Source organism: Rickettsia endosymbiont of Gonocerus acuteangulatus (genome assembly GCF_964026435.1).
GTDB lineage: Bacteria > Pseudomonadota > Alphaproteobacteria > Rickettsiales > Rickettsiaceae > Rickettsia.
Map to the genome: position 1 here is coordinate 365,449 of NZ_OZ032147.1, position 12,002 is coordinate 377,450.

Below are 12,002 nucleotides of genomic sequence, written 5' to 3' on the forward strand. Positions count from 1 at the left end.
TAGCCATGAAAAAATTAACCTCGGAAAACTCTCATAGACAGCAAAAAGTAGCAAGTATAATAAATGAAGCATTAATTGAGATTTTACATCGTGGTAAAATGCTCGACCCTAGACTTTACGATTGTCCTCTTACGATAACAAAAATTATAGTTACTGCCGATTTAAAAATAGCCAATTGCTATTTTCTACCTTTTAACACTAAACTAACGCCTCAAGAGATTACCGAAAGCCTAAATAATTCCAAAAATGCTATCAGAAATTTCGTAACAAGCAAGATAAATATGAAATACTCACCCGATATAAGATTTCATTACGACCACGGATTTGACAATGCCTTAAAGGTAGAGCAGTTACTAAAGGATACTAATAATAACTAAAAATGGGATATATTTTAGATAGGAACAGGTGCTAGGGGATAAACTCAATCATTGAAAACAATAATTATCCATTGTAGTAAGTATTTAAAAATACTTAGTACAACAGTCCCCTAGCATAAAGTTTGCACTAAAGGCTTAATAAGCTGTTTTGCAATAATGGAGTTTAAACATCATTCACGCTCTATATACTATCAACAGTAATTAAAATAACCAAGTGCTTTTAGTTACTTTTTAGTATTTTTTTAAACTATAAGTATACCCATATTATTTCTTAATGTTTTTATATTTCCAGTATAAAAAATTATTAATTTTTATAAAAAATAAAGCCTTATTTCCATAAATAACTTTCAAAGATTGTTTTTTTGTATTAAAATAAAGAGATAATCTTTTAGAGTAAGTAGAATGTCTCCTCAAATAATCGAGTTATTAATTTTTGCTGGTATTGCTTTTTTTATTATTAATAAGCTAATTACGACGCTTGGTGCTACTTCGGATGATGATCCAGCGAAACAAAAATCTTATTTTGGTGAACCAGTTATTAAAGATGTAACACACAGTTCTAATAAATCATATGAAGAAGAAAAAGATCTACCAACCGCACAAGATATTAAAACTTTTAAAAATTTGATAGTAGAACAGAATATAACGGCAGTTGTGGATGGTATGGAAACAGTACATAAACGTCTTAATGCATTTCAACCTATTAAATTTATAAACAATGCTAAAATCGCTTTCCAAATGATTATAGAAGCTGCTTATAAAAACCAAACAGAAGAACTTGCTGAATTAGTTGATAAAAGATTTTTAGAAGAATTTGAAAAAATATCTGATTCTTATGGTAATTTTTTCGACTCAAATGCTTTAAACGCTAAATATTCTGAAATTTATACATTTGGCAACAACATATTTATTAAATTACTATTCCAAGGTAAAAACGTAGTTGACAAAATAGAGGAATTAAAAGAAGAATGGACTTTTACCCGTAATGCTAATACCAAGGAAGTGGATTGGTTTTTAAGCAATATAGAAAAAGTGTAGTTTTTGCCGTCATTGTGAGGAGATGCAACGCATCGACGTGGCAATCTCAGGAGTCCTGCTTCATAAGATTGCCACGCTCATTTCATTCGCTCGCAATGACAATTTGGTACCACGCAACAATATAAATAACAAACTATTAGTAATGAACAAATTATTCTATATTATAGGCACTATATTAATAATAGGTGTCTTTTTTATATTTCAAAATAAATCCACTATAACAGGTGATGATAATAAAATAATCCCTCGTAAAGTTCTGTTCGGTAATCCTGACAAAGCCAGAGTATCATTAACTCATGACGGCAAATAATGTTGCACCAAAAGACGGGGTGTTGAATATTTGGCTAGCTCCAAGCGATGATATTAGTAAAGCGGAAGCTATAACGCATGATAAAGGGCGTGGTATATGGTCTTATGCTAAAGCTTATAACAATAAAAATATTTTATATACTCAAGATTTTAACGGCGATGAAAATGATCGAATTTATAGTTATAATATAGAAACAAAAGAAACAAAGTTACTTACTCCAGAAAAGGGAGTCAAAGCTGGTCTAGTTGGGCTGAGCTACAAAAAGCCAAATGAAATATTAATAGATTCAAATGAGCGTAATCCTGAATATTTTGATATTTATAAATTAAATCTAGATACTTTAGAAAAAGAACTGATTTATCAAAATGATAAATTTACCAATTTTGTAACAGATGAAAATTTAAATTTAAGATTTGGTAGTTTATTAGATAAAGATGGTGCTGTTGAATATTACGAATTAAAAGATGGCAAGCCTCAGCTATTTACCAAAATATCAATGGAAGATTCGTTTAATACCGCTATACTTGGTTTTGATGCTAATGGTGAAACTTTATATATGCTAGAGGGGCGTGATCGTAATACCTCAGCCCTTAAAGCTATAAATTTAGCTACTATACTAATAGTGAAGTAATATTAGCGGCAGATGCGAAAGCTGATATAGGTCTGTTTACAGTTCATCCTACCAAGCAGACACCACAAGCAGTATCAGTAAACTATGATATGGTATCATACAAAATATTAGATAAAGATATTGAAGATGATATCAAATATTTGCAAAATCTTGATTGAGGTGATTTGATTATTAATAGCAGAACACTTGATGATAAAACTTGGATTGTAGCTTATAACAGCGATAATTCACTGGTAAAATACTATAAGTACGATAGAATAAATAAAAAAGCTGAGTTTTTATTTACTAACCGCAAAGAATTAGAGCAATATAAACTTGCTAAAATGATACCGGTAATCATTAAGTCACGTGATGGTTTTGATTTGGTTAGTTATATTACTTTCCCAAATGATGTGAAACTTGATGAAAATAATATTCCTGATAAGAAAGTGCCGCTAATAATTAATGTTCATGGTGGTCCATGGGCACGTGATAGTTGGGGATACGATCCGGAGCATCAATGGCTTGCTAATCGTGGCTATGCAGTTTTAAGTATTAATTACCGTGGTTCTACTGGCTTTGGTAAAGATTTCCTTAATGCTGGAAATTTAGAATATGCCGGTAAAATGCATACTGATTTAATTGATGGTGTAAATTGGGCTATTAAGAATAATATAGCAGAAGCTGATAAAATAGGGATCATGGGTGGAAGTTACGGCGGTTATGCAACGCTAGTTGGTCTTACTATGACACCTGATGTGTTTGCTTGCGGTGTTGATGTTGTTGGTATGTCTAATTTATTAACTCATGTACAAACTAAAGCCCCATATTTGGCTCCATTATTAAGTATATATAAAACACGTATAGGTCCTTGGGATACTGAAGAGGAAAAAGAGTTTTTAAGACAAAGATCACCGATTAATTTTGTTGATAATATCAAAAAGCCTTTATTCATAGCCCAAGGAGCTCATGATGTGAGAGTCGTGCAAGCAGAATCCGATCAGATTGTAAACGCTATGAAAGCAAAGCATATACCAGTAGTTTATGCACTTTATAAAGATGAAGGTCACGGCTTTGCAAAACCTGGTAACAGAATCTCTTATTATGCTCTTGCTGAACAATTTTTAGCTAAAATCTTAAAAGGACGTGCTGAAGAAATTGGCGATGATCTAAAAAATGCTAAATAAAAGTAATCCCCGCCGCAAGCAGCGGGGTATTTTAGAAGAAAGCTAGCTGATGATCCTCATGCAGTTTCTGATATTCCTTGCCTTGGTTTTTTACGTATTTTCCTATCATATTCTCATTTCAATGCTTACCTACCGTACTCGTAAAATATCCATCAGTCCAAAATTCTCCACCCCATAATTGTTTCTTTACCTGTGGACACTGTCTAAATATTTGACGAGCTGTAACACTTTTAATTGTTGTTACTATTTTTGTTACGCTATAGGTTGGTACAGATTGTACCAAAAAATGGACATGATCTTCATCAACCCCTATTTCTAAAAATTTTATTTGATATCTCTTTTCTATCTCTAAACATATTTCTCGTAATACTTGATCAACTGATACGTCAAACACTGCTCGGCGATATTTTGCTGGAAATACCATGTGATACAGCAGTACCGTAACATTATGACTTTTATGTATATATTTGCTCATTCCGCCATATTACGCCGCAAGCGGCGGGGAATATACCCAAAAGAGATTTAATTTTGAATGATCAAGAGAATCTAAACGGAGTGGAAGCAGAGAAGATAATAGATAAGGCAATTGGAGAGTAATACGGCTAGGTCATTGCGAGTGTAATACTGTCATCCCGTGGCCTTGTCCACGGGATCTCAGGACACAGCGTGTAATAAAAGATACCGCGGTTAAGACGCAGTATGACATCATTAGGAGTACAATTATGCTACTTACGAATACTGAAAATTCTTATGGGTTGATTGCTAAACTTTTCCACTGGGTTATGAGTATTATGGTTATATTAATGCTCATTGCCGGTTTTTTAATGGATGATTACATAGAGCCGCCTTTAAAATGGCAAATATTTGGTTTACATTAAGCAACCGGAGTGCTAATTTTAACTCTAGTTATATTAAGGCTTTTATGGAAATTCTATAACACTACTGTTTTACTGTCTGCTGATTTACCAAACTGGCAAAAGAAAGCCACAGCCATTAACATAAATATCTTATATCTTTTAATGATATTGATGCCAATAAGCGGCTTTCTTATGACTATTTTGTCAAATCATCATATAGATTTTTACGGCTTATTTACTATACAATCTTTTGCCCAAGATTTACAATTCGCCAAAATATGCAAAAAAATCCACCAAAAAGCAGCTTTATTATTTACTGCTCTGATTATTCTTCATACACTAGCTGCGTTTTATCATCATTTTATTAGAAAGGATAATGTACTTAAGAGGATGTGGTAATGAGTAAAAATATTTTAGACTTTTTTGGAAAAGGTAAAAATAAAGGGGAAAATGAACCGATAGATATAGATAAGGCTATTAGTAAGGCAGTGATAGAAAATAACTTTAATTTAGATGTCTCTACTTTACAGCCTGAAGATTAATCATTATACTATGTTTTAATTATTTAAATAAATTATTTATGAATATTCACGAATATCAAGCAAAAGAGATTTTAAGAAAATACGGTGTGCCTACTTCAACTGGGGTAGTGGTTACGAAAACCGAAAGCATTAATGCCGCAATTGATGAGCTAAATACAAAGGTTTATGTAGTTAAGGCACAAATACATGCTGGTGGTAGAGGTAAAGCCGGAGGTGTTAAGGTTGTTAAGAGCAAAGAGGAAGCAAAAAAAGTTGCTCATGATATGTTCGGTATTAATTTGGTCACACACCAAACAGGACCACAAGGGCAGAAAGTAAATCGTCTTTATATTGAATCAGGTTGTGATATTTTAAAGGAATATTATTTTAGTGTCGTATTTGATAGATCAGCTAGTTGCATCACCTTTATAGCTTCTACGGAGGGTGGTGTTGATATAGAAGAAGTTGCAGAAAAAACACCTGAAAAAATTATCAAATTTTCAGTTGATCCAGCTACCGGCTTACAAAATTTCCATGCTCAAGGAATAGCATATGAATTGGGGTTTAAAGACCATCAAGTAAAGCAAATGAAAGAAATAGTAAAAGCAACCTACAAAGCTTTTATTGAAACAGATGCAGCACAAATTGAGATTAATCCTTTAATTGTAAATAAAGAGGGTAATTTATTAGCATTAGATGCAAAATTTACCTTTGATGATAATGGTCTATTTAAGCATCCTGAAATTATGGCTCTGCGTGATCAAGATGAAGAAGACCCGTTAGAAACAAGAGCAGCTGATGCGGGGCTTAGCTATGTGAAAATGGATGGTAGTATTGGTTGTATGGTAAATGGTGCAGGGCTTGCTATGGCAACAATGGATATTATTAAGCTTTATGGTGCAACGCCTGCGAATTTCTTAGATGTTGGGGGCGGAGCTGATCGTGAACGTGTGAAAGAAGCCTTAAAAATAATTTTATCTGACAAAGAAGTGAAAGGCATTTTAGTTAATATTTTTGGTGGGATTATGCGTTGTGATATTATAGCAGAAGGAATTATCGCAGCAGCAAAAGATATAGGTATAAAAGTACCGCTAGTAGTTCGGTTGGCTGGTACAAATGTTGAAAAAGGTAAAGAGATTTTATCAAATTCAGGTTTAGAAATAATACCTGCTTATGATTTAGCTGATGCGGCTAGTAAGATAGTCGAGGCTATAAATTAGGGTGTCATCTTGTGGACAAGTCGGCGTCCATGGATCACTTATGTCATTCCCGCGTAGGCGGGAATCCAGTATAAAGCGAGATAAATCGAGCTTTTAATTTTAGAAGTTTGTTGTATTTATGCTTTTTTTCCTTGATTCCCCCCTATGCGGGAATGACATATAGGACAACTCTAAGAGCTATGTAACAACCTAGGTACAAGCCACAGGATGACACAATATAAGAAAAAACATAAAAATTTATAAAATAGTATATCAAAGATGGCAATATTAGTTAATAAAAAAACCAAAGTAATCTGTCAGGGTTTTACAGGTTCACAAGGTACTTTCCACTCCGAGCAAGCAATAGCTTATGGTACTAAAATGGTCGGTGGGGTGACACCAGGTAAAGGTGGTAAAACTCACTTCGATTTACCGATATATAACACTGTGCATGAGGCAAAAGAAAAAACTGGAGCAAATGCTAGTGTTATTTATGTACCACCTCCTTTTGCAGCCGATTCAATATTAGAGGCAATTGATGCTAGAATTGAAATAGTCGTATGTATCACGGAAGGAATTCCGGTGCTTGATATGGTCAGAGTAAAACGTGCTTTAGTCGGTTCTAAAACAAGATTAATCGGTCCTAACTGCCCAGGCATTATAACCCCTGATGAATGTAAAATAGGTATTATGCCGGGGCATATTCATAGAAAAGGTTCTATAGGGATTGTTTCAAGATCAGGTACTTTAACTTATGAAGCAGTAGCACAAACGACAGCCGTAGGGCTTGGTCAATCTACATGTGTTGGTATTGGCGGTGATCCCGTTAATGGCACTAATTTTGTAGATTGCATTGATATGTTTTTACAAGATGACGAAACAAAAGCAATTATCATGATTGGTGAAATTGGTGGTGACGCAGAAGAAAATGCAGCTGATTTTATCAAGCATTCAAAAATCAAAAAACCTATAGTAAGCTTTATAGCAGGTATTACTGCCCCTCCAGGTAAAAGAATGGGGCATGCTGGTGCTATTATTGCTGGCGGAAAAGGTAGTGCTGAAGATAAGCTTGAAGCTCTGCAAAGTGCCGGCGTAACTATTACAAGATCACCTGCGGATATCGGCAAAACTATGCTGGATTTACTTAATAAAGGGTAAATTTTTATCATTCTTACTGTTATCCGTTTTGGAACTAGAACCAGAAAAGCGTTTGTCATCCCGCAAGCTTGTAGCAGGATCCAGCATAAAGCGAGATAAATCGAGCTTTTTATTTGTATTTTTTTCTGGATCCTGTGGACAAGCCTATAGTACCGGACAGTTTAAAAAAATTAGCATCATTGCAGGAAAAAGCTAGCGTTATTGTATGGCTTCTATGTCATTCCCGCGGAAGCGGGAATCCAGGAAAAAAAAGTCTAAATATAGCAATTTTTTAGAATATAAAAGCTCGATATTATCTCGCTTTATGCTGGATTCCCGCCGTTGCTAAGAATGACATAGAATAATAACTGTCCGGTACTATTGGACAAGCCACGGGATGACAGATATTAGCCCCCTCCAAATAAAAAAATAAAAATCATGAAAAGGTTTAAAAATATTGCAATATATGGAGGAGGGAGTTTTGGCACGAGCCTTGCAGCCATAGCAGCAAGAATGTTACTTTATTCTTACGTGATGAAGAGATAGCAAAAGAAATAATAGATAAGAAAACTAACACGAAATATTTAGGCAATATCAAACTACCTTCTAATCTACAAGCTACTATTAATCTAGATAAAATTAAAGATTTTGAGCTAATTATTATTGCAGTACCGTCTTACGCTTTTGATGAGGCAATAAAATTATTAAAAACTCATATCTCAAACGATAATATTCTTCTAATTGCTACAAAAGGTTTTGCACGTAATCCTACTGAATTATTTTCTGATAGGCTTAAAACTTTATTACCAAATAACCCTATAGCATTTTTATCTGGTCCAAATTTAGCAAAAGAGCTAGCAAAAGGTTTACATGCTTCTGCAACTATTGCAAGCTTAGATATAGATTTGGCAAATAAAATATCTTATAATCTATCTTCAGAAGCTTTTATTACTAATACTACTGATGACGTCATAACATTACAAGTAGCAGGTGCTTTAAAAAATATTTTTGCCATTAAAAGCGGCATTGATATGGCAAAAGAGCAGGGTGAGAATGCAAGAGCAACCCTAATCGTATCTGCCTTAAAAGAAATAGCGATATTGTCAAAAGCTTTAGGTAGCATGAAAAATAATATGGATATTTTGTTAGAAGCTGGCGTAGTTGGTGATTTAGTGCTTACTTGTTACTCGATGGACTCACGTAATACAAAGTTTGGTTATGAGTTTGGCGTAAGTCAAAACAAACAGAAATTTTTACAAGAATATACAGAGCTAGTAGAGGGAAGAGAGGTGATAAAGCTCGTTTTGGAGTTGATAGAAGAGATATGGTTTGGATATGCCGATTGTCTCTTCTTTGGATAGTGTCATTGGATAAGTGCGTCGTCATTGTGAGGAAAGGCGTAGCCTTGAGGTGGCAATCTCATGAAATAATATTAAACTCCTGAGATTGCTTCATCAAAACTTACAGTTTTTCCTCGCAATGACAATCTAGAAGCCACAAAATTAAATTTATTAACATGTTTAAAATAAAACAAGAAATAATAAACAACACTGTACAAATAGTATTTAGATTGCTGTTTGCGTTATTATGTTTTTTTATAATATTATTTACTGAATTTGCTTATAAAATTGGTATTAAGAGCAGAATTTTTCCTGCAATAGAAATCATATTTATTTATTATTTCATGACTTTATATTCCTTAAATATGCTCGGAATATTTTTGATAGGATTACTGCTTGATCAAATAAATTCTATGCCTATTGGGACAAATTCCTTAGTTTTTTTATCAGCTTATATAATTTTAAAATTATCTTCAAAATTTTTTGCGGTAAAAAATTATTTAGTAAATTTCATCGTATTTTGTGTTTACTGTTTATTTATCTTGAACTTTAAATATTTACTTGTAACAATAAAAAAGTTAGAAATAGATGGATATTTAACAATTTTATTTCAATATTTAACAACTATATTTTCTTATAATTTAATTCGTCTTATATTTGACTCTCCTCTAAGTTATTTTAAAAAGCATGCTAAACAAAAAAATATTACATAATGAGTTAATCTCACGCCGTGCTTTTATAATTGGAGCAAGTAAACTTGGACTTTTATCTTTACTTGGAATGCGGATGTTTTATCTGCAGCTTATCAAAAGTGAGGAATATAAGACGTTATCAGATAAAAATCGTATTAATTTTGTTGTTCTACCACCTAGCAGAGGCAGAATTTATGATTTGGAAAATAATATTCTAGCTACTAATAAACCATGCTATCAGCTATTAATAGATCGAAGCGTTAATAATAATTATAAGGATGAGCTAGAAATAGTTAGTAAAGTTTTAAACTTATCTGAAGAAAAATATAATTATATCCAGCAAAAAATTAAGAAATCTAGCCGTCACGTACCTTTGATGATACTCGATCAACTTGATTGGCAACAAGTATCTTTAATTGAAGAGCAGAAACATAAATTAACTAATATATTTATCGATATAGGATATTTAAGGTCCTATCCTTTCTCAAATGTGACTTCTCACCTAATCGGTTATCTTGGGCAGATAAATGAACAGGAAAAACAAGGATTGAACGTATATAATTTAAGTGATTTTAATATAGGTAAATCTGGTATCGAAAAATATTATGATGATAAATTGCGAGGGGAATTCGGTTATAAAAAAGTTGAAGTTAATGCTTATGGTAAACAAATAAGAGAGATTTCTGGCGTTTCTAGTAAATCAGGTAGTGATATTTATTTAAATATTGATGTAAACCTTCAGCAAAAAATACAAGAATATCTAAATCCACAAGGTTCTTCCGCAATAGTTATGGATACTGAAAACGGCAATGTATTAATTTGCACTTCATCGCCTGCGTTTGAATCAAATAATTTTAGCAAATTATCCGAGAGTTATTGGCAAAGCCTAACTAACGATCCTTATAAGCCTCTAATCAATAAAGTAGTGCAGAATTCTTATCCCCCTGGTTCTGTTTTTAAAATAATTACCATACTTGCAGCATTAGAAGCGGGTATTAAGCCAAACAAAACTTTTTTTTGCAGTGGTACTTCTGTACTTGGTACTAATAGTTTTAGATGTTGGAAACATACTGGTCACGGCACTCTTGATATGTCATCTGCTCTTAAACATTCTTGTAATACTTACATGTATGAGATATCTAGGATAGTAGGACCTGATAAAATTCTTGAGGTTGCTAGAAAATTTGGGCTAGGCTCAAAAACCGGTATTGATTTAGCCCCTGAAAGTTCAGGATTTGTACCATCAAAGGAATGGAAAAAGAAAAAACTAAAGCTTCCTTGGTCAATAGGTGATACTTTTAATTTAGCAATAGGACAAGGTTATTTAGGTGTTACACCTATCCAGCTTGCAAGGTTTATTACAGCTATTGCAAGTACGGGAAAATTATATACACCAAGAATAGTCAAAAATGATCTAGAATATCATAATATTGATATTAACCCTGAAAATATTAAAATAGTGCAGGAAAGCTTGTATAATGCGGTGAATGTTGCGGGCGGTACTGCTTATTATAATAGGATACTCGGGGAAGATAGACAACTTGCCGGTAAAACAGGCACTTCTCAAGTGCAAGGCAAAGCAAATGCTAACGATGATCTTAGCCGTGATTCTATCGCTTGGGAGCGACGGAATCATGCTTTATTTATAGGTTTTGCTCCTTATCATAACCCTCGCTACTCCATTACTGTTTTTGTCGATCATGGAGGAGGCGGAAGTAAAGCTGCTGCTCCTATAGCCCGCAAAATCATGTCTGCTGTGCTGGATAAGTATTTATAGTTTATTAAAAATTTAAATTGATTCGTACAATAATTCACCATATTTTATAATTAAAAATTGAATTAGGTTTAATATGTTAGAAGAATTGAGAACAATGTTTTTTGAAGCAGCTATAAAAATATTTGATGGGTCAGAAGAAGAATTATTAGAAGCTAAACAAGAATGGGAAGATTATCCAGTGGAAGAAATAATAGCTGCAGCTGCTGATTTTAATTTGTTGCATATATTAGAGTATTTTACTAAGAATGGAGGTAATTTAAATCTTATAGTAGATAAAGATGGAAAAAGAGATAAATTTACTTAATATTGCTGCAGAAAATGGTTCTATAGATGTTATAGCATATTTACTAGATAATAATATTTATACTATAGATAAAGAAGTTTCTGAAGATGATAAAACAGCTCTTGAATTAGCTATTGAATATAATAAGCTTGAAGCTTTCAAGTATTTATTGAAAAGAGGAGCAAAAATTAATGCTGAATTTAATGATGAGATACTTGAATTTGGTTTATATTGTAGGTTTAGGTATGTGGGAGAAGATTATAGAGAAATGGCTAAGTTTCTTGTAAAGCATGGTGCACAAATTCCGTATGACATGTCTTTATCATGGAATAATCACAGAATAAGAGAAGAACCTACTATTGGGTATGTTAGAGATTTTCTACTATCTATAACAAACCTTGAAGATTTATATAGTATCGGTCAAGGTGATGATTTTATTAAGGCTTATGAAGCCCTAGATACTGAAACACAAGAAATATGGAATATCAGGCAATCAAGAGAAAATTTAAAGAAAATAGCTAATTTTATTGAAGAAAAATTTAATAAAGAAAATGTCATTATAGAATATTATGAGTATAATCATCTTAGAAAATATAATAGTTTGTCAACAGCGGTCGAAAAATGATACAGATTTTTAATATGCAACGGCTGAAAATTGATACAGTATCATAAAA

General features: G+C 32.9%; 11 protein-coding genes and 3 pseudogenes. 13 read left to right on the forward strand and 1 reads right to left on the reverse strand.

Annotation, left to right across the window (positions count from 1 at the left end; translation table 11 throughout):
• The first annotated feature begins 5 nt into the window (after nucleotides 1-5).
• The 3 genes and pseudogenes from rbfA to AAGD55_RS02260 form a co-directional block, all read left to right on the forward strand.
• Nucleotides 6-377, forward strand: a complete 372-nt coding sequence (rbfA, locus tag AAGD55_RS02250; protein ID WP_341791980.1) for a 30S ribosome-binding factor RbfA — start codon at nucleotides 6-8, stop codon at nucleotides 375-377.
• Nucleotides 378-779: 402 nt separating this feature from the next.
• On the forward strand, nucleotides 780-1,415 hold the full coding sequence (locus AAGD55_RS02255) for a Tim44 domain-containing protein (RefSeq protein ID WP_341791981.1): 636 nt from the start codon (nucleotides 780-782) through the stop codon (nucleotides 1,413-1,415).
• Nucleotides 1,416-1,557: 142 nt separating this feature from the next.
• A pseudogene (locus AAGD55_RS02260) lies at nucleotides 1,558-3,516 on the forward strand (prolyl oligopeptidase family serine peptidase); the annotation flags it as partial.
• A 37-nt stretch (nucleotides 3,517-3,553) separates the two neighbouring features.
• Here the strand turns inward: AAGD55_RS02260 and tnpA are convergent.
• Nucleotides 3,554-3,997: pseudogene (gene tnpA / locus AAGD55_RS02265) on the reverse strand (IS200/IS605 family transposase).
• Between the two features lie 412 nt (nucleotides 3,998-4,409).
• Here tnpA and AAGD55_RS02270 point away from each other — a divergent pair.
• The 10 genes and pseudogenes from AAGD55_RS02270 to AAGD55_RS02315 all read left to right on the forward strand — a co-directional run bounded on the left by AAGD55_RS02270 (nucleotide 4,410) and on the right by AAGD55_RS02315 (nucleotide 11,953).
• Nucleotides 4,410-4,778 carry a cytochrome b gene (locus AAGD55_RS02270; protein ID WP_341791982.1) on the forward strand — a complete coding sequence of 123 codons (369 nt, stop codon included), beginning with the start codon at nucleotides 4,410-4,412 and terminating at the stop codon, nucleotides 4,776-4,778.
• Nucleotides 4,778-4,921, forward strand: coding sequence for a hypothetical protein (locus AAGD55_RS02275; RefSeq protein WP_341791983.1), 144 nt, complete (start codon nucleotides 4,778-4,780; stop codon nucleotides 4,919-4,921). The genes AAGD55_RS02270 and AAGD55_RS02275 overlap by 1 nt, the downstream gene beginning before the upstream one ends.
• Nucleotides 4,922-4,959: 38 nt before the next feature.
• Nucleotides 4,960-6,120 carry an ADP-forming succinate--CoA ligase subunit beta gene (gene sucC, locus AAGD55_RS02280; RefSeq protein WP_341791984.1) on the forward strand — a complete coding sequence of 387 codons (1,161 nt, stop codon included), beginning with the start codon at nucleotides 4,960-4,962 and terminating at the stop codon, nucleotides 6,118-6,120.
• Nucleotides 6,121-6,378: 258 nt separating this feature from the next.
• Nucleotides 6,379-7,257 (forward strand): succinate--CoA ligase subunit alpha, encoded by an 879-nt coding sequence (sucD, locus tag AAGD55_RS02285; protein ID WP_341791985.1) that lies wholly within the window; start codon nucleotides 6,379-6,381, stop codon nucleotides 7,255-7,257.
• A 28-nt stretch (nucleotides 7,258-7,285) separates the two neighbouring features.
• Nucleotides 7,286-7,453: a hypothetical protein gene (locus AAGD55_RS02290; protein WP_341791986.1), complete on the forward strand. Its 168-nt coding sequence runs from the start codon at nucleotides 7,286-7,288 to the stop codon at nucleotides 7,451-7,453.
• 221 nt (nucleotides 7,454-7,674) lie between these two features.
• Nucleotides 7,675-8,610: pseudogene (locus AAGD55_RS02295) on the forward strand (NAD(P)H-dependent glycerol-3-phosphate dehydrogenase).
• A gap of 142 nt (nucleotides 8,611-8,752) precedes the next feature.
• Complete coding sequence (locus AAGD55_RS02300) at nucleotides 8,753-9,289, forward strand: hypothetical protein (protein WP_341791987.1); 537 nt, start codon at nucleotides 8,753-8,755, stop codon at nucleotides 9,287-9,289.
• Entirely contained in the window at nucleotides 9,264-11,045 is a 1,782-nt protein-coding gene (gene mrdA / locus AAGD55_RS02305) for a penicillin-binding protein 2 (protein ID WP_341791988.1), read from the forward strand. The genes AAGD55_RS02300 and mrdA overlap by 26 nt, the downstream gene beginning before the upstream one ends.
• Before the next feature lie 73 nt (nucleotides 11,046-11,118).
• Entirely contained in the window at nucleotides 11,119-11,349 is a 231-nt protein-coding gene (locus AAGD55_RS02310; RefSeq protein WP_341791989.1) for a hypothetical protein, read from the forward strand.
• A complete protein-coding gene (locus AAGD55_RS02315) occupies nucleotides 11,324-11,953 on the forward strand; it encodes an ankyrin repeat domain-containing protein (RefSeq protein WP_341791990.1) in 630 nt (209 codons plus the stop codon). The genes AAGD55_RS02310 and AAGD55_RS02315 overlap by 26 nt, the downstream gene beginning before the upstream one ends.
• Nucleotides 11,954-12,002: the final 49 nt, after the last annotated feature.